Origin of the sequence: Chryseobacterium artocarpi, assembly GCF_001684975.1 — a bacterium.
In the GTDB taxonomy this organism is placed as follows: Bacteria; Bacteroidota; Bacteroidia; order Flavobacteriales; family Weeksellaceae; genus Chryseobacterium; species Chryseobacterium artocarpi.
Window position 1 is genome coordinate 561,092 of sequence record NZ_MAYH01000012.1, and the last position, 26,981, is coordinate 588,072.

23 protein-coding genes are annotated in these 26,981 nt (G+C 34.9%); 11 read left to right on the forward strand and 12 right to left on the reverse strand.

Going from position 1 to position 26,981, the window contains the following annotated elements; genetic code table 11:
- Nucleotides 1–4: 4 nt before the first annotated feature.
- On the reverse strand, nt 5–676 hold the full coding sequence (gene pnuC, locus BBI01_RS07010) for a nicotinamide riboside transporter PnuC (RefSeq protein ID WP_065393955.1): 672 nt from the start codon (nt 674–676) through the stop codon (nt 5–7).
- Between the two features lie 165 nt (nt 677–841).
- Between pnuC and BBI01_RS07015 the strand changes: the two genes are divergently transcribed.
- The 3 genes from BBI01_RS07015 to hemN all read left to right on the forward strand — a co-directional run bounded on the left by BBI01_RS07015 (nt 842) and on the right by hemN (nt 4,950).
- Nucleotides 842–2,356, forward strand: a complete 1,515-nt coding sequence (locus BBI01_RS07015) for an amino acid permease (RefSeq protein ID WP_065393956.1) — start codon at nt 842–844, stop codon at nt 2,354–2,356.
- A gap of 43 nt (nt 2,357–2,399) precedes the next feature.
- Nucleotides 2,400–3,413 (forward strand): WD40/YVTN/BNR-like repeat-containing protein, encoded by a 1,014-nt coding sequence (locus BBI01_RS07020; protein ID WP_065393957.1) that lies wholly within the window; start codon nt 2,400–2,402, stop codon nt 3,411–3,413.
- Nucleotides 3,414–3,591: 178 nt separating this feature from the next.
- The gene (hemN, locus tag BBI01_RS07025) at nt 3,592–4,950 is read left to right on the forward strand and encodes an oxygen-independent coproporphyrinogen III oxidase (RefSeq protein WP_065393958.1); all 1,359 of its coding nucleotides are present in this window, start codon (nt 3,592–3,594) and stop codon (nt 4,948–4,950) included.
- A gap of 102 nt (nt 4,951–5,052) precedes the next feature.
- Here the strand turns inward: hemN and BBI01_RS07030 are convergent, their stop codons facing one another.
- Nucleotides 5,053–6,426, reverse strand: a complete 1,374-nt coding sequence (locus BBI01_RS07030) for a PQQ-dependent sugar dehydrogenase (protein WP_065393959.1) — start codon at nt 6,424–6,426, stop codon at nt 5,053–5,055.
- Nucleotides 6,427–6,642: 216 nt separating this feature from the next.
- On the opposite strand from BBI01_RS07030, the gene secD reads away from it, so the two are divergent.
- The gene (gene secD / locus BBI01_RS07035; protein ID WP_065393960.1) at nt 6,643–9,537 is read left to right on the forward strand and encodes a protein translocase subunit SecD; all 2,895 of its coding nucleotides are present in this window, start codon (nt 6,643–6,645) and stop codon (nt 9,535–9,537) included.
- A gap of 172 nt (nt 9,538–9,709) precedes the next feature.
- Here the strand turns inward: secD and BBI01_RS07040 are convergent, their stop codons facing one another.
- Genes BBI01_RS07040 through BBI01_RS07060 form a run of 5 tightly spaced genes read right to left on the reverse strand, consistent with a single transcriptional unit; the run spans nt 9,710 to nt 15,132 of the window.
- Nucleotides 9,710–9,922 carry a hypothetical protein gene (locus BBI01_RS07040; RefSeq protein WP_065393961.1) on the reverse strand — a complete coding sequence of 71 codons (213 nt, stop codon included), beginning with the start codon at nt 9,920–9,922 and terminating at the stop codon, nt 9,710–9,712.
- A 10-nt stretch (nt 9,923–9,932) separates the two neighbouring features.
- A complete protein-coding gene (locus tag BBI01_RS07045; protein ID WP_083190029.1) occupies nt 9,933–10,994 on the reverse strand; it encodes an SH3 domain-containing protein in 1,062 nt (353 codons plus the stop codon).
- 3 nt (nt 10,995–10,997) lie between these two features.
- A complete protein-coding gene (locus BBI01_RS07050) occupies nt 10,998–13,523 on the reverse strand; it encodes a membrane-bound lytic murein transglycosylase EmtA (RefSeq protein ID WP_065393963.1) in 2,526 nt (841 codons plus the stop codon).
- A gap of 10 nt (nt 13,524–13,533) precedes the next feature.
- Nucleotides 13,534–14,037 (reverse strand): DUF4280 domain-containing protein, encoded by a 504-nt coding sequence (locus BBI01_RS07055; RefSeq protein WP_065393964.1) that lies wholly within the window; start codon nt 14,035–14,037, stop codon nt 13,534–13,536.
- Between the two features lie 18 nt (nt 14,038–14,055).
- Nucleotides 14,056–15,132: a hypothetical protein gene (locus BBI01_RS07060; RefSeq protein ID WP_065393965.1), complete on the reverse strand. Its 1,077-nt coding sequence runs from the start codon at nt 15,130–15,132 to the stop codon at nt 14,056–14,058.
- A 275-nt stretch (nt 15,133–15,407) separates the two neighbouring features.
- Between BBI01_RS07060 and BBI01_RS07065 the strand changes: the two genes are divergently transcribed.
- Together BBI01_RS07065 and BBI01_RS07070 are read left to right on the forward strand one after the other, a co-directional pair.
- Complete coding sequence (locus BBI01_RS07065; protein ID WP_065393966.1) at nt 15,408–16,628, forward strand: TCR/Tet family MFS transporter; 1,221 nt, start codon at nt 15,408–15,410, stop codon at nt 16,626–16,628.
- 31 nt (nt 16,629–16,659) lie between these two features.
- A complete protein-coding gene (locus BBI01_RS07070; RefSeq protein ID WP_065393967.1) occupies nt 16,660–17,460 on the forward strand; it encodes an arylamine N-acetyltransferase family protein in 801 nt (266 codons plus the stop codon).
- Nucleotides 17,461–17,538: 78 nt separating this feature from the next.
- Here BBI01_RS07070 and BBI01_RS07075 read toward each other — a convergent pair whose 3' ends face one another.
- Entirely contained in the window at nt 17,539–18,489 is a 951-nt protein-coding gene (locus BBI01_RS07075; RefSeq protein WP_065393968.1) for a hypothetical protein, read from the reverse strand.
- 359 nt (nt 18,490–18,848) lie between these two features.
- On the opposite strand from BBI01_RS07075, the gene BBI01_RS07080 reads away from it, so the two are divergent.
- The 4 genes from BBI01_RS07080 to BBI01_RS07095 all read left to right on the forward strand — a co-directional run bounded on the left by BBI01_RS07080 (nt 18,849) and on the right by BBI01_RS07095 (nt 21,148).
- Nucleotides 18,849–19,193 carry a Sec-independent protein translocase subunit TatA/TatB gene (locus tag BBI01_RS07080; RefSeq protein WP_065393969.1) on the forward strand — a complete coding sequence of 115 codons (345 nt, stop codon included), beginning with the start codon at nt 18,849–18,851 and terminating at the stop codon, nt 19,191–19,193.
- Between the two features lies 1 nt (nt 19,194).
- On the forward strand, nt 19,195–19,761 hold the full coding sequence (locus tag BBI01_RS07085; RefSeq protein ID WP_065393970.1) for a phosphatase PAP2 family protein: 567 nt from the start codon (nt 19,195–19,197) through the stop codon (nt 19,759–19,761).
- The gene (locus BBI01_RS07090) at nt 19,758–20,570 is read left to right on the forward strand and encodes a tetratricopeptide repeat protein (RefSeq protein ID WP_065393971.1); all 813 of its coding nucleotides are present in this window, start codon (nt 19,758–19,760) and stop codon (nt 20,568–20,570) included. The genes BBI01_RS07085 and BBI01_RS07090 overlap by 4 nt, the downstream gene beginning before the upstream one ends.
- Before the next feature lie 122 nt (nt 20,571–20,692).
- Complete coding sequence (locus BBI01_RS07095; RefSeq protein WP_065393972.1) at nt 20,693–21,148, forward strand: tRNA (cytidine(34)-2'-O)-methyltransferase; 456 nt, start codon at nt 20,693–20,695, stop codon at nt 21,146–21,148.
- Nucleotides 21,149–21,224: 76 nt separating this feature from the next.
- Here BBI01_RS07095 and BBI01_RS07100 read toward each other — a convergent pair whose 3' ends face one another.
- Nucleotides 21,225–21,698 carry a 23S rRNA (pseudouridine(1915)-N(3))-methyltransferase RlmH gene (locus BBI01_RS07100; protein ID WP_065393973.1) on the reverse strand — a complete coding sequence of 158 codons (474 nt, stop codon included), beginning with the start codon at nt 21,696–21,698 and terminating at the stop codon, nt 21,225–21,227.
- A 134-nt stretch (nt 21,699–21,832) separates the two neighbouring features.
- Between BBI01_RS07100 and BBI01_RS07105 the strand changes: the two genes are divergently transcribed.
- Nucleotides 21,833–22,846, forward strand: coding sequence for a YihY/virulence factor BrkB family protein (locus tag BBI01_RS07105; RefSeq protein ID WP_065393974.1), 1,014 nt, complete (start codon nt 21,833–21,835; stop codon nt 22,844–22,846).
- A gap of 107 nt (nt 22,847–22,953) precedes the next feature.
- Here BBI01_RS07105 and nhaA read toward each other — a convergent pair whose 3' ends face one another.
- The 3 genes from nhaA to BBI01_RS07120 form a co-directional block, all read right to left on the reverse strand.
- Nucleotides 22,954–24,129: a Na+/H+ antiporter NhaA gene (gene nhaA / locus BBI01_RS07110; protein WP_065393975.1), complete on the reverse strand. Its 1,176-nt coding sequence runs from the start codon at nt 24,127–24,129 to the stop codon at nt 22,954–22,956.
- A 2-nt stretch (nt 24,130–24,131) separates the two neighbouring features.
- Nucleotides 24,132–26,342, reverse strand: a complete 2,211-nt coding sequence (locus BBI01_RS07115) for a RelA/SpoT family protein (protein WP_065393976.1) — start codon at nt 26,340–26,342, stop codon at nt 24,132–24,134.
- Between the two features lie 107 nt (nt 26,343–26,449).
- Nucleotides 26,450–26,815 carry a hypothetical protein gene (locus tag BBI01_RS07120; protein ID WP_065393977.1) on the reverse strand — a complete coding sequence of 122 codons (366 nt, stop codon included), beginning with the start codon at nt 26,813–26,815 and terminating at the stop codon, nt 26,450–26,452.
- Nucleotides 26,816–26,981: the final 166 nt, after the last annotated feature.

Here is a 26,981-nt window from a genome sequence, read left to right on the forward strand (position 1 = left end):
GACTTTATTGTACTTTTTTTTCTTTAAAACTTTTTTTCCAACTAAGGTATCCTAAGATAGCCATTATAGTAAATACCAAATATTGAACCGAAGTGATTCCAAGACCCTTAAAAATCATCATTGGTATACAAATAAAATCTCCGATAATCCAGAAAATCCAGTTCTCTATGCGCTGTTTCGCCATAAACCACATTCCTACTAAAAAAATTGAAGTTGTAAAAACATCCATCCAATTTGCCCAATCTAAATGATATAATCCAAGATTTGTACCTTCCATGGAAAATTTATTATCTATATAAGGTTTATAGTAGTAAATAAGTGTAACCAATGCTAAGCTGAGAACGAAAAGAATACTTGCATAAAACCATTCTTTCTTTGTTGCCCAGGTGACATCTACGTGTATATGATCTTCAGAGTTTTTTGCCCATAAAATCCAGCCATAGACACTCATTATTGTATAGTAAACATTGATGAGGCAATCTCCCAGTAAACCAAAATTGAAAAGAATATATACATAGATCAGGGTTGAAATAATTCCGGTAGGATATACCCATATATTTTTCTTAATGGAAAAATATACGCTCAAAGTTCCGAAAATAGCACCTGATGTTTCCAGCATGATTTGTAAGAAATCGTAGCTCTCATAGGGCTTTACAAAAAGATCATATAAATTCATGCGATCAAAAATAAACAAAAATATGGACTTTTTAAAATGAATTAAATAATGTCTTGTTTATGTTTTTAAAACATTAATGTAAAATAAATGATGAAAGTTTAAGGATAAACGTGAGAGTTCCTAAATTTTTTATATTTTCGTGAATCCTTAAATAAATAAAAAAACATGTCGAAAATTTGGGTTAAAAAGCCACTAAGTGCCTATGAGGCAGATATGAAGAAAAGTGAGCTGAAAAAAGTCCTTGGAAAATGGAGTTTAACAGCAATAGGAGTAGGTGCTATCATTGGAGGTGGAATCTTTGTTCTTACGGGAACTGGAGCCTATTATCATGCAGGTCCTGCACTTGCAATTTCCTTTATTATTGCAGGTATTGCCTGTGTTTTTGCTGCATTATGTTATGCAGAATTCGCGTCAATTATACCGGTTGAAGGTTCAGCTTATGCATATGCATACGGAACAGTAGGAGAGATTTTTGCATGGGCAATGGGCTGGTGTCTCATCCTGGAGTATGCCATGGCAAGTATGGCAGTCTCCGTGAGTTGGTCCGGATATTTTACAAAATTTCTGAAAATTTTTGGAGTTCATTTACCGGCGTATCTTACATCAGATCCTTCCAGCTATGCAGGAGACGGTTTCTCAATGAATTTACCTGCTTTTATTCTTGTTCTTTTGATTACTGCATTGTTGGTAAAAGGAACAAAAGAAGCAGCTGGAGCTAATAACCTGATTGTTCTTATGAAAACTTCTGCCGTGATCTTTGTAATTATAGCAGGGGTATATATTATTTTTTCTAATACGGATCTATACAATGCTGTAGATGGTGTTAAAAACTGGAAACCTTTTATTCCCGAGAGAGTTCCTATTAAAAACTCTGAAGGAGAAATGGTTTCTGCATATGGTATAAAAGGAATTATCTCTGGAGCGGCGGCAATTTTCTTTGCTTATATTGGCTTCGATGCGGTTTCTACGCAGGCAGGGGAGGCTATTAATCCTAAAAAGGATGTGCCTTTCGCTATTATTGCTTCATTATTAATCTGTACTGCTTTATATATCTGTGTATCTTTAGTATTGACAGGGATGATGCATTATACAGACTTTAATCCTGAAGGAAAATATCCAGATGCGATCAAAGCACCTGTAGCGTATGCTTTTGAAATTGCTGGAAAACACTGGGCAAGTAATGTGGTAACAATTGCTGCTACGGTAGGTTTAATTTCCGTAGTAATGGTAATGATGATGGGACAGTCCAGAATCTTTATCGGAATGGCAAAAGACGGTTTGATTCCTAAGTTCTTCGGTGAGCTTCACCCAAAAACAAAAACGCCTTACAAAGGAATTATTTTATTGGGAATTGTAGTAGCACTTATCGCAGCGTTTACACCAATTTCTACCTTGGCTGATATGACGAGCTTCGGAACTTTGTTTGCGTTTACACTTGTCTGTATTGCTGTTTGGGTAATGAGAAAGAAAGAACCTGATTTGATCAGACCTTTCAAAGTGCCTGCTTATAAAATAGTAGTAGCATTAGGGGTAATTATTAATATTTACCTGATCTTTAACTTAAGTGCTCACGCATTGGAACTTTCCGCTATTTGGTTATTCTTGGGTGGTCTTGTGTATTTCCTTTATGGTAAATCAAACAGTAAACTTAACAATCCTGAAAAATATCAGAACGATTAAGTCATATAAACCGCTTCGGCGGTTTTTTTATTGAATAAACAGTATGAAAAAGATTCTATCCCTTATATTCCTATCCGTAGGAATGACAGCATTTTCTCAACAGGTAGAAAATATAGAAACGATTCTGAATGATAAAATAAGCATCAGAGCGTTAGAAGTGTATGATCATAAAGTATGGTACAGCGGAACAGACTCTAAGTTTGGCTTTGTAGATTTAAAAGATTATAAAAACCAAAAGCAGATTTTGCTTTCTGAAAAAAAGTTGCAGTTTAGGACGTTGGCTCAAGATAAAAGTTCTTTTTATGCCATTAATATTGAAAGCCCTGCTTACTTCTTTAAAATTGATAAAAAAGATCTGAAATTCCAGACTGTTTTTTCAGATACCGCGAAGACTGCGTTTTATGATGCCTTACATTTTGTAAATGATAAGTTGGCTTATACATTCAGCGATGCGGATCAAGATCATTTATTAAAATTGGCAGTTTATAAAAACGGTCAATGGGGAATGTTTAAAAACAATGTGGAGTTGAATGAAGGAGAGGCGGCTTTTGCAGCAAGTAATACAAATATCGCTTCTTCCAAAAAATATCTTTGGATTGCAACAGGTGGTAAGGCTTCAAGGATTATAAGAATGGATCTTAAAACAGAGAAATTAGAGATTTTTAAAACACCATTCATTCAGGGAGAATCTTCTCAAGGGATGTATTCGATTGATTTTTATGATGATCAATTCGGGGTTGCTGTAGGTGGTGATTATACCAAGCAGGATGCGAATATGAATAATATTGCAACAACGAATGATGGTGGGGAAACCTGGCAGATTCAGGCTTCAGGAGAGAATGCAGGATATACAACCTGTGTGAAAATTAAGCCAGGCTCAAAAGGAAAAGAAATGATCGCCGTAGGGGATAAACATATCAGCTATTCTTCAGATTTTGGGAAATCGTGGAAGAAAATTTCCGATGAAAAAGGTTTTTTCGTTTGTAGATGGATCGATGGTAACCACATTGTTCTTGCCGGAAATAGCAGAATTTCAGTGATGAAATTAAAATTTTAAATAAAAGAGATAGAATTTATCACTATTAAATAAACCCCTGATCATCCGTATTTAGACTCATTATAAAATAGAACCTAATATAATTCATAGGTTAAAATTCATAAGTAATGGTTAATTTTGTAGGATGGAATTTTAAAATGCTAAACTTCCTGTACCTTATAAAATTTTAATTTTCAAAATGAACTCTTTAATAGATAAGTATAATATTCCCGGACCACGTTACACTTCTTATCCTACCGTTCCTTACTGGGATGATTCCACTTTCTCACCGGAAAAATGGAAGGATAGCGTAATCAGAACTTTTAATGAAAGTAATGCAGAGGAGGGGATTTCTATTTATATCCATTTACCTTTCTGTGAGGCACTATGTACATTCTGTGCATGTCATAAGCGTATTACAAAGCAACATAGTGTTGAAGTACCTTATTTGGAAAGCGTATTGAAGGAATGGAGACTTTATCTTGAGCTTTTCAGTGAAAAACCAAAATTAAAAGAATTGCACCTTGGTGGTGGTACTCCAACTTTTTTCTCTCCAGAGAATTTAAAGACATTATTGGAAGGGATCTTTACAACGGTAGATATTGCGGAACACCCTGAATTTTCTTTTGAAGGGCACCCGAATAATACAACGAAGGAACATCTTCAGACATTATACGATCTTGGTTTCAGAAGAGTGAGTTTTGGAGTTCAGGATTATGATCCGAAAGTGCAAAAAGCAATCAACAGAATTCAGCCTTTTGAGAATGTAAAAAATGTAACGGAATGGGCAAAAGAAATCGGATACAGAGGAATCAGTCACGATTTAGTATTTGGACTTCCGCACCAGACCTGGGAAGCGATGGAAAATACGATCAGAAGAACAATGGAACTGAAACCGGACAGATTAGCATTTTATTCTTATGCACACGTTCCATGGGTGAAAGGAGTAGGGCAGAGAGGTTTTGATGAAAATGACCTGCCAAGTGGAGAAGAAAAACGACGTTTGTATGAGGATGGGAAAAAATTACTTCAGGATTTAGGGTATATTGAAGTAGGGATGGATCACTTCTCTCTTGAACATGATGATCTGTATCAGTCTTTGATCCATAAAAAACTTCACAGAAACTTTATGGGATATACTTCAAGTAATACTCAGTTGATGGTTGGGCTTGGGATGTCTGCTATTTCAGATTCGTGGTATGCTTTTGCTCAGAATGTAAAAACAGTGGAAGAATATCAAACGATGGTGGAAGAAGGGAAGATTCCTGTAGTGAAAGGTCATGTTTTGAATGAAGAAGATCTTATCGTAAGAAGACATATTTTAAATTTAATGTGTCAGCTGGAAACTACATTCAACATCGATAACTCTTTCCCGGAGCTTGATAATGCTTTGGAAATGCTGAAAGAAATGGAAAATGACGGGCTGGTTGAGATTTCCGGTAAAGAAATAAAAATTACGGAAGAGGGAAGGGCATTCACCCGAAATGTAGCAATGGTTTTTGACTTAAGAATGATGAGAAATAAACCTGAAACAAGGATTTTCTCAATGACGATATAAAACAAAAGCGGTTCAGTAATGAACCGCTTTTTTATTTTGCCACTAATTCACGAATAAAAATGCTATTAATGCATTAGTGGGTGTCATTTTTGTTGACAGGTATCATTTAATAACAATTTTCTGGCTGTAAGATTTTAGGTCACCGGATTTTAGGTTGACAAAATAAACTCCAGCTGGTATTTCTGAAATATTAATGCTCTTACCGTTGATAATTTGTTTAGTTTCTAATACTTTTCGACCATCAGCACTGATTATTTCCAAGGTTGTTTTTTTATCCTTTACTCCTTCAATGAAAATTTCTTTACTCGCCGGGTTAGGATAAATCCTTAGACTTTGTGAATGTTGGTTTTCCTGTGTGTTTAAAGTGATTGTTTTAATCTTAAATATCTTTCCGCTGTTAACGGCTGCAACGTAAAGCTCTTTTTGAGAATCCTGTCCGAAGGTAGAAAAACGATTTCCAGTGTAAGGAGATGTCCAGACAATGGAATTATCAAGGTTCAGGATGCCGATTTGTGTGGAACAATAGTCTGCAAAAAAATATTTTCCCTGTAGGGAAGGATATTCCGTGCCTCTGTAAACATAACCTCCGGTGATGGAACATTTTCCACCTGAATGATCATAAACAGCAACAGGAAATGTCATAGAAGATTGCGGAGGACATCCTGCTGTGTTGTAAACTGTGTTTCCTTCATAGCAGCGCCATCCGTAATTGAGCCCGGCTTGGGTAATGGGCATCTTGTTGATTTCTTCTATGGCTCCTTGTCCTACATCAGCAATCCATGCGTTACCTGTATTGAGATCAAAAGAAAACTTCCATCCGTTTCTGAGTCCGTAAGCCCATACTTCATCTGCGCCATCTACGTTAGTACCAACAAAAGGATTATCTGTCGGAATGTTGTAAGGATTTGTGGTGGCATCTACATCTATTCTCAGCATTTTTCCTAAAAGTACATTTTTGTTTTGAGCATTGTTGTTTGGATCTCCGCCACTACCGCCGTCTCCGGTGATGATCCAAAGCTTTCCGTCTGGTGCAAAATGTATGCTTCCTCCATTGTGATTTTCGAAAGGTTTGGGAATATTCAGTAAGATCTTCTCAGAATTAGGATCAGCCACGTTGGGATCTGTAGTACTTACGGTATATCTTGCGACTACGACATTGCCAGCGGTGTTGTTATAATATACAAAAAAATACCCGTTGGTCAGGTATTGTGGATGAAATGCAAGTCCGAGAAGACCTCTTTCTCCTCCATAAACAATTTTTGTTGAGATATTTAAAAAATTAACTGGATTAACAGCTCCGTTGGGTTGGATAATCTTTATCATTCCATTCTGCTGTACTACAAACAATCGGCTGTCATTGGCGTTTGTAATCTCAACCGGGCTGGTAAGTCCGGTGACAAATTCTTCCAAATTAATGCTTTGAGCATTAACAATTAAAGAAGAAAAAATACTAAGGGTAAAAAGTAGTTTTTTCATAATATTTTGATAGATAAGGTGTTGAAATATGAATGAAAATTTTATACCAATTATATTTTGAAGACTTCATTAAGATACGATGAAAAAATTGTTAAATCTTAAATAGAAATCAGAATACCAATATATCTGAAAATAAACCATTTCTGTTGTTAAAAATTCATAAAATACAAGAAAATCATTATATTTGCCGACTTAATTTAACGTAGTTATAACAAAATGCAAGGAAAAGGACTTATTACAATTGTTGCTATTGTCCTGGGGTTGATCTGCTTAAACGAGCTATTACCAACCTGGTACGCCAGCAAAATTGAATCGCAGATTGAAGCTGCGAAAGGAAACGAGAAAGAGATCAAACGCATCAAGGAAGATACTCTTAATCTTGGGTATACGAAGCTTTATTATTCTAAAGCTAAAGACAAGGAAATGAAACTTGGTCTTGACTTAAAAGGAGGGATCAACGTTCTATTGGAAATCAACCAGAGAGATTTGGTAAATGATTTAACCAATTATTCAACAAATCCTGTTCTTATTGAGGCTTTAAACAAGACTGATGAAGTTCAGAAAAACTCAACAAAATCTTATATCGACAACTTCTTCGATCAGTTCGATGCGGTAAACAAAGCAAAAGGAACAAACCTTAAGCTTGCGGATCCGGAACTTTTCGGGAATACAAATTTATCTGAAATCAAGTACAATACGGCTGATGAACAGGTAAAAAGTATTGTGAAGAGAAGGATAGATCTTTCTGTAGGAACAGCTTTCGAGGTAATCAGAACGAGAATTGACAAATTAGGAGCAATCCAGCCAAACGTTCAGAGAGTACCTGGTACAGCGAGAATTTCTGTAGAAATGCCTGGTATGAAGGATATCGACAAGGTAAAGAAAATGCTTCAGACTTCTGCAAAACTTCAGTTCTGGGAAGTACAGCAAGTGCCTGAAATTGCACCTTATTTCCAAACATTGACAACTATGGTTGCTGCGAAAGGAGATTCTATGGGAGTTGCAAAAAATGTGAACTTCATGAACCTTTTACAGCTTGACAAATTAAGAACTAATGGTGTTGCAAGTGTAAAGCTATCTGATACTGCTGCTGTAAACAAAATTTTAAACAGTAAAGTAGGGATTGCTGCACGTCCTGCAAACATTAAATATACACAGTTCATGTGGGGTTACAAACCTGAAACTACAAGTCCTGATGATTTGGTATTGTATGCGATCAGAAGTAACATCAACCAAAAAGCTCCGGTAGACGGTGCTGTAGAAACAGCTAACATCAGCTATGACGAACTTGGAAGAGTTGTAGTGGATATGCAGATGGATTCTAAAGGAGCTAAAGAATGGAAAACTTTAACGGAGAAAAACGTTGGAAAACCAGTAGCTGTAACACTTGATAACAGAGTATACACTGCTCCAAACGTTGTAGGTGCTATTCCTAACGGGAGAACTCAAATCTCTGGTAACTTCTCTCAGGAAGAAGCTAAAGAATTGGTTGACGTTTTAGGTGCTGGTAAATTACCTGCAGGTGCAAAAGTAGTTCAGGCTACTCAGGTAGGTCCGTCATTAGGACAGGAATCTATCAACGCAGGTATGATTTCATTTGCTATTGCATTCTTAATTATCATTGTTTATATCATTTTCTATTATGGTGGTGCAGGGGTTTACGCTGTAATCGCAATGGTAATCAACTTATTCTATATTTTCGGAATTATGGATTCCGGAGACTTTACGCTAACACTTCCTGGTATTGCGGGTATCGTATTGACGATGGCGATGGCAGTGGATACAAACGTAATTATCTACGAAAGAACGAAAGAAGAATTATTCGCGGGTAAGAGCATCTTAGAAGCTTATAAGGACGGTTTCAAACACGCATTAAGCGCAATTATTGATGGTCACTCAACTACGTTACTAACCGCTGTTGTATTGTTCTTCTTCGGAACAGGACCTATCAAAGGATTTGCTTTAACGCTGATGATTGGTATTATCATGACATTATTCACGTCTGTATTATTATCAAGAGTAATGATTTTCAACAGACTGAACAAAGGTAAACACCTTTCTGTATGGACTCCACCAACGAAAAACTTATTCAGAAATACTTGGATTGATTTCATCGGAAAGAGAAAATATGCATATATTATTTCTGCTGTTTTAACAGTAATCTGTATTGGGTCTATGGTTACTCATGGTTTCAAATATGGTATCGACTTTACAGGTGGTAGAAACTATGTAGTAAGATTTGATAAAGAAGTAAATGCTAACGACGTTGAAGAAAAATTAGTTAAAATATTCAAAACTGAAGATGGTAAAAATTCTTCTGTAGAAGCTAAGACTTTCGGAAATGCTAAGCAATTGAAAATCTCTACTGATTACCTTATTGAAGATGAGTCTTTAAAAGCTGACCAGACTATTGAACAGAAATTATTCGAAGGATTAAAAGGAGATCTTCCTTCTAACATTACTTTAAATGACTTTAAATCTGCAGATAAAGATCACGCTGGTATTATCTCTTCTGAGAAAGTAGGTCCTACTGTGGCAGACGATATTCAGACACACGGTATTTTAGCTGTAGTAGCTGCATTGGCTGGTATCTTTATCTATATCTTATTTAGATTTAGAAAATGGCAGTTCTCTTTAGGTGCGGTAGCGGCATTATTCCACGATGCGGTTATTATTTTAGGAACGTATTCATTACTTCACAAATATATGCCGTTCAATATGGAGATCAACCAGGATTTCATTGCTGCAATCCTTACAGTATTAGGATACTCAATCAATGATACGGTAATTATCTTCGACAGAATTAGAGAATATCTAAGAGAGAAGAAATCATTAACATTGGCAGGGTTATTTGACGACTCTATCTCAAGTACATTGGGTAGAACTTTCAACACGTCATTTACTACTATCCTTGTGATCCTTGCGATCTTCATCTTCGGTGGAGATAACCTAAGAGGATTCATGTTTGCGATGTTGATCGGTATCGGATTCGGTACTTATTCATCAATCTTTATTGCATCAGCAATTGCTTATGACTTCCTTAAAAAAGGAAAAGAAGATGAAGTACACGGAAAGACAACTTCCGATAAAGAAGTACTTGCTTCAAAGTAATACGAACTACAATAAATTAGTAAAAGCCTTTCGAAAGAAAGGCTTTTTTATTTCTGGTTATCACAATTTAAACTTATGTTGCTTCCTGCTTTTTATATTTTCTGTCATTTTAAGGAAAGAAATATTTTGGTGATAATAATGAACATGAACCATTGTGTAGGATAGCTGTTGTTCAGATATTTTCATCCTTTAGATCCTCTCTTACTCCCTGTATTAGTAGATCATACATTTCGTTTGAATCAGTTGTTTCAGAATAAGCACCAATGTAAGTCATATTGCCATTTGCTCTAATGTATGTACCAAAAGGCGCAAACTCACCATTTTCTTTTGAAAATAATTCTGCTTGCTCCATAAGAGAGTTTAGTAATTTTTCGATATTGTTCATTTAGAATACATCACTTTGATTTTATCCTGCTTTTATGAATATAGCCTTCTTTTCCTTCTTTAGTTTTTACTAAAAACCAATCACCTGTATTATCCAAAACCTCAATATGTTCTCCTGATTTTACCTTTTGCAAAATCTCTGAGGATGTGTTTTTATCTTTTCTTAAATTGGTATAGCCATCTGGGTCAATTATGATGGCTGAAGACTGGCTGTCTGTTTTTTCGGAATTAATTATATATCCTTTTAATGTGTTTTGAATATTTTGATTAAAATAATTTCTTTCAAATACATTAAGCTTTATCAATAGTTCTTCACCAAAAAGAGGACTGATATCTATGAAATTTATTGTTTTGTTTTGCCATGCGGTGTATAAACTTGGCGAAAAAATACACTCTTCAGTACTAAATTTAGATATTTTTCTTTTAAAAGACTCGCTAAATTCTTTTTCTTTATCTGGGAAGAGAAATAATTGCCCATTCTTTAAATCAATATCACCCAAATTGTCCTTAAAAAAAGACTGTTTTACAAAAAATTCGTCTAATTGTGGAAAAATTGAATTTAATAAGGTCGTTTCATGATATTTGGCTCCCTGTTGTATAAAAAATAATGGATTCTCTATAAAAAATTTTGTAAGTTTCTCACCATATAATTCAACACCATTATAGGCTACATCATTATCTTTGGAAAGTTCGGATAAGATGTAAAATGCATTTACATCTGATAATTGAATCATTCTGATAATCAATAATTGAGAGACTAATGTTGATTTAAATTCATCATCTTCAGTTTTTGTCTCTTTTAAAAATTTTATAAACTCAGTTCTATAATTTTTGTCTAATAAATCTTTAATTTCTATATCTTCAATATACTGATTATTGTATTGATATTTTTTGAGGTCAATATCATTTTTTTGAAAAATTGTATTATCAATAGTAATACCATCTATTAGCCTCGTTTCATTTATGACCTGAGTATTATTCATAAGATTATCTTGTTTTTTGTTGTTTTTTTGACAGCTATATGTCACAAATAAAAAGCTCAAAAAAAATATGCTTAATAATCTATTTAACATGATTTATTTCTTTAAAGTTAATTTTCCAGGTTTAACGTTTGGATTATTTTTATGATATTCAACCCACCAATCATAAAACTGCTTAGCCTCAGAATCCCATATTCTTATACAGCCTTTCGTTCTCAGTAGATCTGGATTTTTTCTTGGCTCAAATGTTTCAGTTTCTTGCCTTCCACCATGAATTCTTATGGCTGATCTACCACTTTTATCTGCTTCATCACCAGTACCCTTTATTGGTTCAAATGCCAGTCTTGGATTGGGACCATAAGTCGTTCTTTTTTTTCCTGATGATGATCCCATTATAAATGGAGATGATGCTATTTGATATACCCCAAACGGAGCATCAGAATCTGTTATCATTCTATCTTCTCCTGCTATCCCTTCAAGTAGACAGTCTTTTATTGTAAAAACAATCTTTCCTGAGTGATCGTAAACCTCCATTTTTCCTCTTCTACAGTTGTTCCTAATAGGAGTTTTTTCTTTATGTGTACATTTACTACCAGTATATTTTTCTGTTATGATAACGTTCCATACTCCTTTTTCCAAAGTAGGTTGGATTTTTTGTTCTTGACTTTTTTGACATTCAAAAGTTTTAACTTTATGAGCCTTTCCTTCTTCATAAAAGTTACTAATACTTTTTTCAATTTCCCAAATATAAGTCTTTCCCTCTCCATCATATTCCTTTTTTCCACCATTTTCGTATCTTTTTCTTTCACCTTCTTCATGAAGAAAAGTTGGATTTTGTCTGTAGCCGTAATGTCTTGATTTGCTTAAATCTGTTAATTTTCCATTTTTTTTATATGCTAAGGGGTATTGATTATCAAAAACAACATGGTTAGGTTGATTTCCTCTTCCAACATCAACAGGCATTAATATTGATAAATAAAAATCTGTAAGAGTATTGATTTTATCCTTCTTTTTTGCTAAATATTTCTCAACATAATCTAACTGCTGTATGGCGGTCATTTTTAATAAATCAGCCCTTGTTGTTCCAACGGATTCTGCTGCGGAATCTCCAAATTGTATGAGTCCGACATAGCTTGTTTTCTTTCCTGCGGTTGGTGAAAATGTTTTCCCTGTCTCCAATGCCATTCCTGCCATTAACAAATTAGGATCTTTTCCTAGTCTTTTTGCTATTTGTATAACTTTTTTTCTAAACTCACAGCTGACTTTTTCTCCCCAAATCAAGTCTTTATACTGTTCTTTACAAATACAACCAGAAGGAGTTTTCCCTTGCTTCGGTTCTTTCACCATCGTTGCGCTATCCCCACTCTCAACCCTTGTAGGCTCAGCATCTGCACTCACAGGCATCACAGCAGATTTTACAGAAGTATCATGATGTATCACTTCTATAAAATAATCCTGTCTACTGCTATCAGTGCCAATTCCTTTGGCTTTGTCAAACATTTCTTTTGTTAACAATACTCCTACAAAACTAGTATCCCCAACCAATACCCAATCCTTTTCATAAATTAAATCATTAGTCCAACTGAAATTGTCTTCCTCCCATATTTTGATCTTTACTTTTTTATTCTTCATCTCCTTTGCCATAATTTTTACAGCTACAGCTGTTCCAACTTTGGAAGAATGGAGCCTGTTTCCTTTTCCATCAACAAATTCAGCACTTAGTATCTTTCCTTGTGGATCATCACTCTTTTTTCCGCCTGTGGTAACTGGGAACTTTGCTGAATTCCCATCAGGTTTAGGTTTGGGTTTTTCTGGAGCAGGAGTTGTTTTAGGTTTTGCTGGTGAGGGAGTATGCCCTTTAGGAACCTCTCTTTTTCTTGGAGGTTCTGGATTATGAGTAGGGTTAACTACATTGATGTTAGGACTTGCTTTTTGTATATGTTTGCTAACTACATCAGCCGTTACATAATATTCGTGGGTTGCTCCCTCACTTTTATCGCCTGATGCAGTGCGTGCATTGGCAATCATTACAGCCATCGTGTAAAAAGGTAATCTGAAAACAGCTTCTGCCATTCCTTTCTCATTAACTCTGCTAAGAACAGGGACAGGATTGATTTTATTCAAAGCATTTACGGTGGGGTTGTGTCCTTCTCCCTGAGCATCATCTTCCCAAAGGGTAAAAGCAATATTCATCTCGAACATCTCTACACAATATGCCCTTGCAATAATGGTATCTTTATAGCTTAATTTTTTACCTTTTGGAATAGGTTTATAGTTAGCGTCCAGAAGTTCCACTCTGGTTATTTTAGGTTCTTTAGCCCGTTGTGGATGTACAATCAGTTCTCCATAGTCTTCACCCTGACGTACAATGATCTTTATCCCCTTATGAAATAAACTCTTCTGTCCGAAAATATAAGGAACCATTTGACCTTCTTTATCGCTTCCGCCTTTTCTCCATCCTGTTTTGGTCTGCACCATCACTTCCCAATGGGGTTTGGGTACTTGCAAAGGGTTTTTAATAGGTTGCAAAGGATTCAGCCATCCATTTATTGTAGTGACAGAATACATTTCCTGTTTGCCGATCACAGGTTTATCGTTTCCGATGATTGTTAATTTTCCCATATTTGTGTGTTTATTGGCAGATGTTTACATCTTCTTCCTGTTCATCCTGAAATTCTTTGTAGTCAAGTAACGGGTTAATATTCTGTTGCTGTTTTAGATCTACATTCCTAACATTCTGCTGGGTTACCTCCGCAACTTGCCCATGTTCTTTTATCGTTATTTTTCCTCCTGTTGCACACATCAATTCAGAAAGTTCCGTAATACAACTTTTGTTCATGACCTTTACTTTCTCATAGACTTTTTGCCATTTTCCAGCTGGAGCAAAAGCACAAGGTAAATAACCGCCTGAACTTGGTTTCAGCTTGCACTGCCCAAAGCTAGGACCAGATGGTATGAATTGTAGATCATCTTCTGTAACAGCTAAATAATCCGCTTGTCCTTCTTTGTTATTCCAATAATGTTTCTGGTGAGAGGTTACTTTAAACTGTGGAAACTGATTCCCTTGATTACATTGGGCTTTTCCTTTTTGGATCACGAAATATTTACCATCGTGAGGGGAAGTGTTTTTTGACATCGTATTGTGTTTTTAAATTTAATAGCTATCCGTAATTCTTTCTAATAAAAAGTCTTCTCTTTTGATGTTTTCATTCCCAAAATATTGGAATCTTGTGTCAACTTTATACAATGATAAATTTTCTCGATTAAAAAAATATTCTGCAAAATGTTCACAATCTATAGGTTTCTTTTCTGTATCTGTTTTCTCATCAAACTTGGAATCTGTAAAGTGTAATCCTTCCAGATTTCGATTGTCAATAGAAATACCTTTTTGCTGAATCTTTACTCTCTCATCATCCACAATATCTTTAGATGATAATATGTTTTGAAATTCAAATCGTATCGGTTGAGCATCAAAGATCCAAGGATAAAAATCATAATAAATATCTGAACTTCTCCAGCTTCCTAATTTTGTTCTGAAAAATGCACTAAACATAAAGGAGTTAAATAATGTATTTTTAAACTTACGTGAAATGATTTCTGGATTTTCAATAATACCTTTCATCTTTTCAATATAATCAGAGGAATATTGATCTGGAAAAAAGTTCTTTATAGAATCCAATTCAGAAACAATATCTTCTGTTTTCCTTGTCAGTACTATATCAATAAGCTTTCCTTCAGTATCTATAATATATCGGATTGGATAGATAACCTCTATGCACATTTTTGCAAGGGTGTTCACTTTGGAATCTGAAATGTCTTCATTTTTTCTAAAGTCAAATGCTGAAAAGAGAAAGTGATAATACTCACCTTTAATCCCTTCAAGATTTAATCTTACTTTGTTTTCATACTTTGCAAGGACTGTATTATCAGAATAGGTAGTCTGGGTAATTTGATAAGTACCTTCCCAAAGTTTAAAGTCAAAAGGGAATTTCCCATTAGCTGGGAAATCATAAAAGCTTTGGCTGTTGTCTCTGATCTTCTTATTGATTTCACGGATTTCCTGTGATGAAGGAATATAAATTTTCATCCCCTGGGCAATATCCCCCTTAAATCGTTCGGATAAAGAACAGTTTTGATTATGATAGTCCCTTAAATATTCAGGATTTTCAAGCTGTATTTCATTACAGAGATCAGAAAGGGATTGCCCTAATTGGGTGTAATAAATGATCATCGAATTTGTGTTTTTTGTAATAACAAGTATACTTAAAATTGTTTAAAGTTATATAGGTATTTTCCCTGTATTTTGAATTGTACTTATATGTGTATGTCTATAAAGTGATAAAATACAACATGTTATAACTTTTATTTTCAGTTAGTTGAATAAATTGTTTAAAATGTATAAAAAGCGTGTTTTTTTAGTATGAATCTGTTGTTCAATATTATATATGTTTAATGTAATGAAATTTAGAACCATTATTTTTAAGATTTGATTAATTTTGTACCATCATGGAAAATTCAAAGAAAAAAGCAGCTATAGGCTTTATATTTATTACCTTACTAATTGATATCACAGGATGGGGAATCATTATCCCGGTGGTTCCTAAATTAATTGAAGAATTGATTCATGCAGATATCAGTGAAGCGGCAAAATATGGTGGTTGGCTGGGATTTGCTTATGCATTCACTCAATTTATCTTTTCTCCGCTGGTGGGAAACCTTAGTGATAAATATGGACGCAGACCTATTATTCTTATTTCACTTTTCGGATTTGCCGTAGACTATATTTTTCTGGCGTTGGCTCCTACGATCTGGTGGTTGTTTCTGGGAAGAGTCATTGCAGGGATTACCGGAGCGAGTGTTACCACTGCAAGTGCATATATTGCCGATATTTCCACCGATGAAGACCGTGCAAAGAACTTTGGGCTGATAGGAGCTGCATTTGGTCTCGGATTCATTATTGGACCTGTTCTTGGTGGAGTTCTTGGACATTATGGAGCGAGAGTTCCTTTCTATGCGGCGGCAGGATTGTGTTTGCTGAATTTCCTTTATGGATATTTTATTCTTCCTGAAAGTTTGGATAAAGATAAAAGGAGGGAGTTTGATTGGAAACGTGCAAATCCTATAGGATCATTTAAATTCTTAGGAAAACACCCGGAAATTTCAGGACTTATTGTTTCTCTTATTTTGATTTATATTGCAGGGCACGCAGTACAAAGTAACTGGAGTTTCTTTACGATGTATAAATTCAACTGGTCGGAAAGAATGGTTGGTATCTCTTTGGGGGTTGTCGGGTTATTGGTAGGATTGGTTCAGGGGCTTCTCATCAGATGGACAACTCCGAGATTAGGTGAGCAGAAAAGTATCTATTATGGCTTGGCTCTTTATGCAATAGGAATGTTGTTGTTTGCTTTTGCTTCTGAAGGATGGATGATGTTTGCCTTTTTGGTTCCTTATTGCTTAGGAGGAATCTGCGGACCGGCTTTACAATCTGTCATCACTAAAAGCGTACCTTCCAATGAACAAGGAGAGCTTCAGGGAGCATTAACGAGTTTGATGAGTGCAACTTCCATTATCGGACCTCCGATGATGACGAATCTATTCTACTTTTTCACGCATGATGAAGCACCTTTTAAGTTTTCAGGAGCACCTTTCTTTCTTGCATTCATATTGATGTCTTTAAGCGTAGTGATCACTTACTCTGCATTTAAAAAGAAAGGAAAAATTTAAACCAATACAGATTTATTCCTAACTTTAAAGTATGGATAATTTGAAATTAGAAAAATACTTTGAAAGGATTCATTATTCCGGAGATAGGAGAGTGAACATGGAGAATGTAAAACAAATCCATCAGTTGCATCCAAAATTTATCCCTTTTGAAAATATTGATTCTTATACAGGAACTGTTCCTTCTTTAAATACAGAAGATATCTTTCAAAAGCTTGTTATAGATTCAAGAGGAGGTTATTGTTATGAACAGAATCTTCTTTTGCATGAGGTTTTGAAATCTATGGGATTTAATGTGGATCTTAGATTGGGCAGGGTAGTGTGGACAAGAGAAGAAAGTAGTAGTGCGGCAAGAACACATCTATTGTTAACCGTAAATCTGGATGATCAAATCTATCTGATAGATTGTGGTTTCGGAACAGCAACGCTTACAAGTCCTTTGTTATTACATAATGAAGAACCACAGCAGACACCCAACGGATTGTTTAAGATTTCAAAAAATAATAGTTCATACACGCTTTGGACATGGAGAGAAAAATGGCTGCCGGTATATCGTTTCAGCCTTGATGATGTAGAACTTCCTGAGCTTGAAATCGCGAACTGGTATCTTTCTACCCATCCGGATTCTGGATTTAAGAATAATCTGATTCTTTCAAAAGTGGATGAAGATAGACGATATACTTTTAGTGTAAATACACTGAACATTAGAAAAAATACCGGAGAAAAGGAATCAGTTCAGATAGAGGATGATATTGAGCTGTATAAAATGCTGCAAGATATTTTCGGACTCAAAGAAAATGCTGTAGAAATATTGAAGCAAAAGAAAAACAAGTAATATTTACCTGGTAAAATATATAAAGGGAAGCCATGAGCTTCCCTTTACTTCTTTAAAAACTTAATATTCTAGAAAAAACTAAGGATAAAGTGATTTTACTCCGTTGTTCACAATATTACTTCCCAATCCTGAGAAAGAAATAGAAAATTTGCTGGAGTTGAAGCTTAAAGAACCGGTAGGAGTACAAAGCCCTAAAGCATATTGGCATTGTCCGTAAGCACCTGTTCTTTTTGTTATTTTAGTTTCGCTTTTTGCTTTTCCAAGGCTGATATAAGCCCAGTCATTCACGTCCGTATTGGAAACAGTGGACCCTGTATAATAAACCGTGATCTGATATCCCATTTCACCTCTTTTAGAACCCCAAAGCCAGTTTGCGGTCCACCATTGTTTATACCATTTAGAAGCTACTCTTGCAGCTGCCTGCCCTGATGCGGAATCTTCAATGGCTCCTCTGGTATCCATGATAACCAATCCTCCCAGAACATTATCCCAAACAATTCCTGAATCATTATAAAAACAAAGAGTAGTAAATTTTCCGGTTTTGCTGGTCCAGATAACTTCCATTACATTGGTTCCGTTTTTGATTTCTTCCATTGCCATCTCCTTTAATCCGTTTTGTGCAAGGATAAGATCATCACCCGTGTATAGATCACCAATTCTTCCCACTTTTACAGAAGAAGATTCCGTTACGTTTCCAGATGCAATAAATTGGTCTTTATCTGTAATAAGATTTTTGGAAAGCTCAATTCCTTTTTCAGTAGAAATCTTTCCTATTACATTTATTCCGGTAATTTGTAAATCATTTTTCAGATACTTTTCAAGACTCTTTTGAGATTCATCCAATTGAGTTTGTACAACTCCAGGAACGGCTTGAGAAATAGGGGTTGTTTCTTTTTTCAGATCAGCAGTTGTGATTTTAGTCTGAACGGTTTCTTGTCGAGACAGTTCATCACTTTCATCACTACAACTGTGAAACGCAAATACCGATAATACGGCTAGAATTTTAAAGCCGGTAACAAGTTTTTTCATAATAAATATTTTATTTAGGTTGTGTGTAGTAAATATACTTAATAGTTAAGTAATTCTCAATGTTTTGAATTAATTATTTGTTAATTAGCATGTTTTATGTCGTGAATGCTGTCTTTTAGGAATGTAAAAAGAAAATAATAAGTTTTTTACCCATAATCTAGGATGAAAAGATCCGATTATTTCTATTCGCTTTAAATTCTTTAAACTTTTGATGGAATGATTGATGATAGCTTATTAATATGTTTGATATACAGTATTTTAAACCTATATCTATTCTTTCTATAACCAATAAATCTTAAAATTTGTTTAAATTTCTCGTTTACAGTAAATAAATGTATAATCTTTCGTAATTTTACAGCATGGAATTAAGCATTGGAGAAATGGCATTGATTGCAGTGGCAATCGTTGTATTATTCGGTCCGGATAAATTACCTCAGATAGCGCGTGACTTAGGAGCAGGCGTTAGAAAAATGCGTGGAGCAGTAGAGGATATCAAAACTGAAATCATGAAAGAAACAGATAATCCTGTTTCAGAAATTAAGCGCGAGATTGAAAAGGTGAAGGATGCAGCCAAAGACTTTAATCCAATGAAGGATATTGAAAAGGATATTCTTACAGAGCCTAATAATTCTGTTGCTTCTAACGAACCTCCAAAACCGAAGCCTGTAGACGACGAAACCTACGAAGGACCTGTAAGCAGATAGTATGGAGGAGATCATTCAGGAAGATAAACAGGTATTTCTGTACCTGAACAATTTAGGGGATCCGGCTTTTGATCAGCTGTGGATGTTGATTTCCAGTACGTGGATCTGGGTTCCTCTTTATATTATATTCCTTTATTTTTTATACAAAAATTATAAACTAAGATCTTTAGTTTTCATTCTTATATTTATCGCACTTGGAGCAACGGTTTCAGATCAGCTGGCAAGTGTTTTCAAATATGGTGTGGCAAGGTTAAGACCATGTCATGACCCTACCTTGGAGCATTACATGAGAATTGTAAAATGTGGCGGGCAATTCGGATTTTATTCCGCTCATGCTTCCAATACATTCTTTTTGGCAGCCTTTTTAAGTATTATACTGAAAAATAAGGTCAAGTGGTTTCCATATGCTATATTTGTGTGGGCTATAGTGGTTTCCTACAGCCGAATATATTTAGGAGTGCATTTCCCGATTGATATTTTGGTGGGGGCGTTTGTTGGATCTTTATTGGGAGTGATATTTGGTGCACTCACTAAAAAAGTGATCAACAAACAAAATATACCTTCATGAAAAAATCTTTATTACTTTTAGTTTCCCTTGGATTTTCACTAAACATTTTCGCTCAGGATAGAATAAAAGCAGAAGAATGTTTTAAAAAAGCCGATTATAAGTGCGCGGAAGAACAATATTCCAAGCTGGCAGAAAAAGAACAGATTCAGAAATTTCAATCTGAATATTACAATAATCTGGGAACAGCCCAAAGAAGACTGGGAAAAACAGCACTTGCTTTTAAATCTTATGAATCAGCTTTAAAAACCAATCCTTTATCGGCTCCTGTATATGCAAATATTGCTTCATTACACAGCCAAAAAGGAAATAAAGCAAAAGCATTGGAATATATTGAAAAAGGGCTTCAGATTGATGATAAAAATCCAGACTTCTATCTTACCCGTTCTAAAATATATGACAGCCAGGGAAAAAAAGATCTTGCGATCAAAGATCTTAATCAAATTCTGACTTTTGCACCGGATAATGTATTCGCAAAAACGGGATTGGCAAATCTGAAAAAAAATAGCGGTGATCTTGGAGGAGCTTTAAAAGATTATAATCAGCTTATTGCCGAGAAACCGGAATCATTACTGTACAACGGGCGTGCTGATGTTTACCTGAAAATGAAAAAACATAAAGAAGCTCTTACAGATATTAATAAAGCTATATCTATTGATGCAAAGTTTTCCCAATCTTATGTGACGAAAGCTTTGATTTTATTTGATACTGCGAAACCAAAAGAAGCTTGTGAAAATCTGGATAAAGCAGTCGTATTGGGCTATGAAAAAGCAATACTGGCTGATTATTACGCTAAATGTACCAAGAAATAATATAGATAATGACAGATGGAAATTTACTTCCTGAGCATCATTATTTTAATCATTCATAAAAGCAGCTGAATGCAACAGATTGTTAGTTTTGGCTGTTTTTTAATTCAGTAAAGTAAATAGACATGTTAAACATTGTTCTTGTAGAACCGGAAATTCCTAATAATACAGGTAATATCGGGAGATTGTGTGTAGGAACTGAGTGTAAATTGCACTTAATTCATCCGTTTGGATTTGTAATTAATGATAAAAATTTAAAACGTTCCGGATTGGATTATTGGGTACATCTTGATGTCACTGAATATGCCAATGTAGAGGAGTGGGTGAAAAGTATTCCAGATCCGTCGCGCGTTTTCCTGATGAGTTCTCATGCTGAAAAATCATATCTGGAAAATAATTTTCAGGATGGAGACTGGCTGGTATTCGGAAAGGAAAGTGTGGGATTGAGTAAAGAAGTACTGGATCAGTTTGAAAATCATTTAACCATCCCGATGTCAAAGCTTATCAGAAGTTTTAATATTGCAAACTCTGTTGCTTTTGTAGTGGGTGAAGCAAAAAGACAAATCAGTTTAAAAAACTAATTTGCTTTTTTAAATAAAATTATTCTATTACCATTATCCTGTGATTTTATAATCAATCGGATGATGGTATTTGTTTTTAATCGTTATGATACGGTTTTCCCTGTAAAATCTGATCCGCTCTGTAAAGTTGTTCAACGATAAATAATCTGATCATCTGATGGGTGAATGTCATTTTAGAAAGGGACATCTTTTCATTGGCTCTGCTGTAAATATCTTCCGAAAAACCATAAGCTCCTCCAATCAGAATGTGTACTTTTTTCACAGAGGAATTCATCCAGGTATCTATTTTCTGAGAAAATTCACGGCTGGTAAACTGTTTTCCTTTTTCATCAAGAATTACCACAAGATCATTTTTATCAATGTGATTCATGAATAACTTAGCTTCTTCTTTTTTCAGAAGGTCTGGGGACAGATTTTTAGCATTTTTTACATCGGGAATTTCTGTGATTTCAAAATTCCAGTGCTTGGGAAGACGGTTGAGATAATAATTGATCAAAGATGTAATTTCCTTATCATCTGTTTTACCGATACAAAGTAAACTGATTCGCATTGTGAAAAATTTCAGGTGGCAAAGATAAGGGTTTTAAAGTTTAATATTCCAATCCTTTCTCTGTTACCTATCATCCGTAACCTGCTGCCTATTTAATTTAATTCCCCTACCTTTGTAAAAAGACAAGCAAATAGATGGGTGTAAAGGTTCCTAATTTTATTTTGAAGATTCAAGATTTTTTTGATGACATTCATATTCCTGTATTGGGAATATCGCTTTGGCAGATGTTTCAGATTTATATTTCCGGAATTTTCAAAGGAAAAATAGGTAGAAAAGCAGCGGCTATTTCATGGAGCTTTACCATAAGCTTGTTTCCGTTTATACTCTTCCTTCTTTCTGTATTGCCGTATATGCCTCATTATGACAAGTTGCAGTTTTATATCTTTGATGTATTGATGCATAATGTATTTCCATCCAATATGGAAGGGGATGTGAGAGGATATATTGAAACCAACATCATCCCGAATATGAAGGGAATCAGTAATTTGACCATTGTGTTGGCACTTATATTTGCAACAAATGGTACTTTTTCTTTGATTAATGGATTCAATGAAAATACAGAAGAAAAACTAAGTGATGTAAAGGAATTTATTCTTTCATTTTTTATTACAATTGGATTTATTACGATTGTTTTTCTGGCGCTTTTCGGGATTTATTATTCAGAGGTTGTAATGAAGCTTTTCACCCCTGCCTATGATGTTTCATGGCTGGTAGATAACCTTTCCAGTATTATTGGGTTTGTATCTTTTCCGTTGTTTTATTTCATTCTTTTAACCTTGTTTTATTGGCTGGGAACCGTGAAAATTATCAGATTCAGACAGGCTATTCCGGGGGCTATACTTACCACGATATTATTTGTGGTTACCACTTATATTTTTGCAATTTACGTGAAAGATATTGCTCGTTATAACGTTCTTTATGGGTCTATTGGGAGTATGATTTTATTGATGGTTTGGGTGAATGTCAATGTGTATCTTCTGTTATTCGGAAACGAATTGAATATGGCGATCAGAAAACTCAGAATAGAGAAATTGCTTTCCGATGAGATCCAAAAGGAAACAATAGAGTATCACGCTCAGATCACGGAACCTGATTTTAACAGTGATGAAGAACACCAAAGAAAACTGGAAAACAATAAGAAAAATTAATCTCTTTGATAAGGGATAGGGATATTAAAAAACGAATCGGGGAATCAATAAAATTGATTCCCCGATTCTTTATGTTATTATGTAAAGTTTGATTTTTTGCGTGTAATTTAGTCTTCTTCAGGAATATTTCCTTTCGAACTTAAGCTTAAGATTGTAAATCCTAAAACAGCAGCAATAAAAGAGGCAATAAGAATCGCAAATTTAGCTTCATCCTGAATAAGTATTTCGCCTTTAAAGGAAAGTAATGCGATGAAAATAGACATGGTAAATCCAATTCCGGCAAGTAGACCTACGCCGATCATCTGAGTCCAGTTACTGTTTTGAGGTAAAGAACTAAGCTTTAATTTAATAGCAATTAATGAGAATAGATTAATTCCAACTAGTTTTCCAACAACCAAACCGAAAATAATACCTAATCCTAACGTACTTGTAACTCCGGCTACCATTTCACTTGAAAAAGTAATATTGGTATTCGTTAAAGCAAAAATAGGCATGATTAAAAAGCTTACCGGAATATGAAGCTGGTGTTCCAGTTTTTCCAATGGTGAAATTTCTACATTAGATGCATTAGTAGGAATGGAAAACGCAAGTAAAACACCTGCTATAGTCGCGTGAATCCCCGAATGATGCAGGAAGTACCATAAAAATAGCCCTGGAATAATATAAAATATTGTTTTGGTTACTTTTAAAAAGTTTAAAATAAATAAAAGTGCAGTTACTCCAAAGGATAATAAAAGATAGGTCCAATGGATCTGATCCGTATAAAATATTGCAATAACAAGAATTGCTCCCAAGTCATCTACAATAGCTAATGCAGCCAGAAATATTTTGATGGAATTCGGGATTTTTTTTCCCAGCATTGAAATAATTGCCAGTGAAAAGGCTATATCTGTAGCCATAGGGATTCCCCAGCCATTGCTATATTCTGTTCCTGTGTTGAAAATACTGTAAATAACAGCCGGAACAAGCATTCCGCCCACTGCTGCAAAAATAGGCAATGAGGCGTTTTTAAAAGATGAAAGTTCACCTTCTACAAGTTCTCTTTTGATTTCAAGTCCTACCAAAAGAAAGAAAACAGCCATCAGACCATCATTAATCCAGATGCTGACAGGATATTCAAGCCCAAACAGATGAGTTCCTACTTCTTTATCCAAAAAGTGCTGAAAGCTTTCTGCGGCTGATGAGTTTGCAATAAGTAATGAAATAAGCACACAGAAAATAAGTATAATTCCTGATGCCTGACTGTTGTTGAAAAAATTTTTAAAATATTGTGATAAATTCATATTTATGATTGTACTCGTCTCACCCTTGAGACTCCATTAATACTTTTAAGTTTTTTAAAGGTTTCTTCAAGCTGACCTTTATTCTTAACTTCAAGATTGATGTTTCCGGTGAAAACGCCATTATTGGATTCTATGGACATACTTTTCATATCCATTCCCATACTTCCACTGATCACTGTGGTAATATCATTGATCATGCCCATTCTGTCCAGACCTTCAATTTCGATTTTTACTCTGTTTTTGAAGCTTTCTGCATTTACCCATTTCGCAGGAATGACACGGTAATCATATTGTGCTCTAAGGTTGATGGCATTTGGACAGTTGTCACTGTGAACTTTAATTCCGTCGGAAATAGTGATGAATCCGAAGATTTTATCTCCAGGAATTACCGTACAGCATTTTGCATAGGTGTAATTCAGCTTTTCCTCATCTTTTCCGAAGACGATCATGTCAAGGTTTTGCTCTTTCGGTTCCTCGAATTGAACATTTTTGGAAGGAGATTTTCTGAATCTTGAAAGTAAATTGTTAAATACGTTTTTACTTTCAATGTATTTTCTTAGACTACTCGCATCCAGTTCGTTACTTTGGAATTTTAAAAATAGTTCCTGAGATGATTTTAGATTAAAGAACTTCTGTAACTTGTTGATCTCTTCATCATTGAAATTGATTTTTGCATGACGAAGCTTTCTTTGTAAAATTTCTTTTCCTTCTTCTACCAGCTGATTTTTCTGAGAATTCAGGTAACTTTTAATCTTAGACTTTGCTTTTGAAGTTACCACAAATTCCAGCCAGTCGGATTTAGGTTTCTGGTTTTGAGAAGAGAGAATGTCTATCTGATCTCCATTCTGAAGAACATAAGAAATCGGAACCAGTTTTCCATTGATTTTAGCACCTAAACATTTCATTCCTAAATCGGAGTGAACAGAAAATGCAAAGTCTAAAGCTGTAGCATTGGTGGGTAAAATTTTAATTTCTCCCTTTGGAGTAAATACAAATACCTCTTTTGAATAAAGATTAAGCTTAATATTGTCCAAAAGTTCAGACGTAGAAAGATTCTGCTGCTGTTCAAGTACTTCACGGATTTCGGTAACCCATTTTTCAAAATTACGGTCATCGGAGCTTTGCTTGTAACCTTCTTTATATTTATAATGTGCAGCGACTCCTTTTTCAGCGATTTCATCCATACGTTCTGAGCGAATCTGTACTTCAATCCACTTTTTATCAGGACCTAAAACCGTTAAATGCAAACTTTCATATCCTGTAGAACGAGGCTGTGTAATCCAGTCACGCATCCTCGATGGATTACTGTGATAAACATCGGTAACGATAGAATAGATCTTCCAAGCCAGAAATTTTTCATTTTTAGCATCGGATTTATAAATAATCCTGATTGCATAATTGTCAAAAACCTCTTCAAATGAAACTCCCTGCTTAAGCATTTTCCTGTAAATAGAAGAAATTGCTTTTGCACGTCCTTTGATTTTAAAATTTAATCCCTCTTCACGAAGTCTCTCCGAAACTTCTGTTTTGAATTCTTCAATATATCTTTCACGGCTTTCTTTGGCAAGTTCCAATTTCTCTGTGATCTCGTTATAAACCTCAGGATTATTATACTTTAGGGAAAGATCTTCAAGCTCTGATTTGATATTATACAAACCAAGACGGTGAGCCATAGGAGCATAGATATACACCGTTTCTGAAGCAATTTTTTTCTGCTTATCGGGTGCCATGCTTTCCAGCGTTCTCATATTGTGAAGACGGTCTGCAATTTTGATCAGAATCACTCTGAAATCCTCAGATAACGTTAATAATAACTTTCTGTAATTTTCAGACTGAACAGAAATATTCTGATGATTCATGATGGAGATTTTGGTCAATCCATTCACAATACTGGCGATTTTCTCACCGAAGATTTTCTTAAGATCTTCGTATGTATAATCTGAGTCTTCAATGACGTCATGCAAAAGTGCACAGGCAATGGAAGTGGCGCCCAAACCAATCTCTGTCGCTACAATTTTGGCTACAGCGATAGGGTGGTAGATGTAGGGTTCCCCAGATTTTCTCCTTTGATCTTTATGAGCATCCAACGCAATGTCAAATGCTTTTCGGATGAGTTTGTTATTTTCCTCATCCAACGTTCTGTATGTGTTAGAAATCAGATCCTTATATCTGGCAAGGATCTCTTTGTTTTCTTGTTCTAAATCGTAACTCATTTGTGCAGATGCCTATATTTAAACGAAAATACGAAAATTTTTACTTTTTTCAAACATAAAAAATCCGTAGGGTTACTACGGATTCGGTTATTAGATTTTATATTGATTTAGAATTTTACTTCAGAGTTCATGCCGTCACTTGCCGTTTTGATTTTAATATCGGGGCTGTTGTGAATTTCGGCTTTGTTTCTTGCGTCAATATACTTCTTAATAGTATCGTAATTTGCCTGGTCAATGCTCATATTTTCAAACAGATATGTTTTTATGACTGCATTTTGTGTAAAGATACTCCGGGCACTGTCTGCCTGATTGCTATCTTTTACGGCAACGCTAGCCAGGTACTGAGCGTCGCTCATGTCACTATTAAGGTATATGATGTAATCTGAACTTGGGAATCCTGAGTTTTCCAGATCATTTTCAAGCTTTTTGTAATCGCTATGGTGCTCAAATAGCCCAGCTAATATATTTGACATAATTAATGGGTTTTAAAGTTCTGATTAAAGTTAATAATAATTTTCTTATTTTTTTAATATTAATCCAATAAAATTTATCTATTAATATTTTATCTATAAAATAATGTTAAAATATTTGAGAATATCTATTGAACGGGTGTTTGAATTTGTTAATTAAATAATTTAT

Coding starts and splice junctions, on each gene's coding strand:
- BBI01_RS07070 (WP_065393967.1), top strand. CDS start 16,660: ATGGATAATTTGAAATTAGAAAAATACTTTGAAAGGATTCATTATTCC.
- hemN (WP_065393958.1), top strand. CDS start 3,592: ATGAACTCTTTAATAGATAAGTATAATATTCCCGGACCACGTTACACT.
- BBI01_RS07065 (WP_065393966.1), top strand. CDS start 15,408: ATGGAAAATTCAAAGAAAAAAGCAGCTATAGGCTTTATATTTATTACC.
- secD (WP_065393960.1), top strand. CDS start 6,643: ATGCAAGGAAAAGGACTTATTACAATTGTTGCTATTGTCCTGGGGTTG.
- BBI01_RS07075 (WP_065393968.1), bottom strand. CDS start 18,489: ATGAAAAAACTTGTTACCGGCTTTAAAATTCTAGCCGTATTATCGGTA.
- nhaA (WP_065393975.1), bottom strand. CDS start 24,129: ATGAATTTATCACAATATTTTAAAAATTTTTTCAACAACAGTCAGGCA.
- BBI01_RS07020 (WP_065393957.1), top strand. CDS start 2,400: ATGAAAAAGATTCTATCCCTTATATTCCTATCCGTAGGAATGACAGCA.
- pnuC (WP_065393955.1), bottom strand. CDS start 676: ATGAATTTATATGATCTTTTTGTAAAGCCCTATGAGAGCTACGATTTC.
- BBI01_RS07055 (WP_065393964.1), bottom strand. CDS start 14,037: ATGTCAAAAAACACTTCCCCTCACGATGGTAAATATTTCGTGATCCAA.
- BBI01_RS07060 (WP_065393965.1), bottom strand. CDS start 15,132: ATGATCATTTATTACACCCAATTAGGGCAATCCCTTTCTGATCTCTGT.
- BBI01_RS07030 (WP_065393959.1), bottom strand. CDS start 6,426: ATGAAAAAACTACTTTTTACCCTTAGTATTTTTTCTTCTTTAATTGTT.
- BBI01_RS07090 (WP_065393971.1), top strand. CDS start 19,758: ATGAAAAAATCTTTATTACTTTTAGTTTCCCTTGGATTTTCACTAAAC.
- BBI01_RS07095 (WP_065393972.1), top strand. CDS start 20,693: ATGTTAAACATTGTTCTTGTAGAACCGGAAATTCCTAATAATACAGGT.
- BBI01_RS07050 (WP_065393963.1), bottom strand. CDS start 13,523: ATGGGAAAATTAACAATCATCGGAAACGATAAACCTGTGATCGGCAAA.
- BBI01_RS07080 (WP_065393969.1), top strand. CDS start 18,849: ATGGAATTAAGCATTGGAGAAATGGCATTGATTGCAGTGGCAATCGTT.
- BBI01_RS07015 (WP_065393956.1), top strand. CDS start 842: ATGTCGAAAATTTGGGTTAAAAAGCCACTAAGTGCCTATGAGGCAGAT.
- BBI01_RS07040 (WP_065393961.1), bottom strand. CDS start 9,922: ATGAACAATATCGAAAAATTACTAAACTCTCTTATGGAGCAAGCAGAA.
- BBI01_RS07120 (WP_065393977.1), bottom strand. CDS start 26,815: ATGTCAAATATATTAGCTGGGCTATTTGAGCACCATAGCGATTACAAA.
- BBI01_RS07105 (WP_065393974.1), top strand. CDS start 21,833: ATGGGTGTAAAGGTTCCTAATTTTATTTTGAAGATTCAAGATTTTTTT.
- BBI01_RS07045 (WP_083190029.1), bottom strand. CDS start 10,994: ATGTTAAATAGATTATTAAGCATATTTTTTTTGAGCTTTTTATTTGTG.
- BBI01_RS07115 (WP_065393976.1), bottom strand. CDS start 26,342: ATGAGTTACGATTTAGAACAAGAAAACAAAGAGATCCTTGCCAGATAT.
- BBI01_RS07085 (WP_065393970.1), top strand. CDS start 19,195: ATGGAGGAGATCATTCAGGAAGATAAACAGGTATTTCTGTACCTGAAC.
- BBI01_RS07100 (WP_065393973.1), bottom strand. CDS start 21,698: ATGCGAATCAGTTTACTTTGTATCGGTAAAACAGATGATAAGGAAATT.